General features: G+C 68.0%; 1 protein-coding gene. It reads right to left on the bottom strand.

The features are described from left to right. On the bottom strand, positions 1-1,789 hold a 1,789-nt coding region (locus ACQR1W_RS39755), incomplete at both ends, for a non-ribosomal peptide synthetase (RefSeq protein ID WP_434855879.1).

The following is a 1,789-nucleotide window of genomic DNA, read 5'->3' as shown; positions in this document are numbered from 1 at the left end:
CCTCCAACGGCAGCTGCGACAGCTGCGCATCGGCCAGGTTCATGATGCCGCGATGACTGATCATCACCCCCTTGGGCTTGCCGGTCGAGCCCGAGGTGTAGATCACATAGGCCAGGTGATCGGCATCGACATCGCTCGCCGGTGCCGTCTCAGGCTGAGCGACGATCGCTTGCCTATCAGCATCGAGCTGCACCAGCCTGGCGCTGGACGCCGGCAGACGCTCCGCCACCGCCTGCTGGGTCAGCAGCACCGGGACCTTGGCATCCCCCAGCATGTAGGCCAGCCGCTCGGTCGGGTAGCGCGGGTCGAGCGGCAGATAGGCCCCGCCGGCCTTGAGGATGCCGAGCACGCCGACCACCATGTCGAGTGAGCGCTCCACGCAGAGACCCACGATCACGTCGGGCCCGACGCCGAGGCGCTGCAGATGATGCGCGAGCTGGTTGGCGCGGCGATCGAGCTCGCCATAGCAGAGCTCCTGCCCGTCCAGCACCACGGCAACGGCATCGGGCCGGCGTGCGGCGTGCTCGGCGAACAGCTCATGCAGGCAGACATCCTGCGGATAGCTCGCTGCCGTCGCGTTCCAGTCCACAATCAGCTGCCGCCGTTCGGCTTCGCTCAGCAGTGCAAGCTCCCGGACCGGACGGTCGGGCTTTGCCACGATCCCGTCCAGCAGGCGCATGAAGTGCTCCACCAGCCGTGCGATCGTGCACGCATCGAACAGATCGGTGGCATAGACCAGCGACGCCGATAGCCCGCCATCCACTTCCACCATCGACAGCTCCAGGTCGAACTTGGCAGCCATAGCTCCAGTCTCGAACGGCGCGATCGTCAGCCCGGCCATCCGGCCCGCCTGCTGCGGCACGTTCTGCAGCGCGAACACCACCTGGAAGATCGGCTCACGGCTCAGGTCACGAACCGGATGCAGCGCCTCCACCAGCTTCTCGAACGGCAGTTCCTGATGCGCATAGGCATCGAGCGCGGCAGCCTTCACCCGCCGCAGCAGGTCGCGGAACGACGGCGACCCGGACAGGTCGGTGCGCAACGCCAGCATGTTGACGAAGAACCCGATCAGGGCCTCGGTCTCGGCGCGGGTCCGTCCGGCAATCGGCGTGCCGACCACCACATCCTCCTGCCCGCTCCAGCGCGACAGCAGCACGTCGAATGCCGCCAGCAGCACCATGAACAGCGTCGCACCCTCCGCCCGCGCCAGCTTCGACAGCGCTGCCGTGCACGTCGCATCGACGGTGAAGCGATGCACCGCGCCACGAAAGCTCGGCACGGCCGGCCGCGGCCGGTCGGTCGCAAGCTCGAGCCCTGCCGGCGCGCCCGCCAGCTGCTGCGTCCAATAGTGAAGCTGCCGCTGCAGGGCGGCTTCCGCCAGCCAGCGCCGCTGCCACGCCGCATAGTCGACATATTGAATCGGCAAGGCCGGCAGCGGCGATGGCTGCCCTGCGGCAAAGGCTGCATACAGCCGCTCGACCTCACCGACCAGCACGCCCAGCGACCAGCCGTCCGACACCACGTGATGCATCGACAGCACCAGCACGTGGTCGTCAGGTGCCAGCTTTAACAGCGCTGCGCGCAACAGCCGATCGTGCGCCAGATCGAACGGCTGCTGCATGATGCGCTCTGCCCGCTGCCGCGCCTCTTCCGCCGAGACCGCAACCGGCTCCAGCCCGACTGGCCACGGCGGATCGATCCGCTGTACCGCACTGTCGCCTTGCGGCTCGAACCGCGTCCGCAACACCTCGTGCCGCCGCACCACCTCGCTCAAGGCCGTCGACAGCGC

This window comes from Bradyrhizobium sp. HKCCYLS1011 (genome assembly GCF_051167795.1).
GTDB lineage: Bacteria > Pseudomonadota > Alphaproteobacteria > Rhizobiales > Xanthobacteraceae > Bradyrhizobium.
This window is presented reverse-complemented; position numbering and strand designations above follow the sequence as displayed.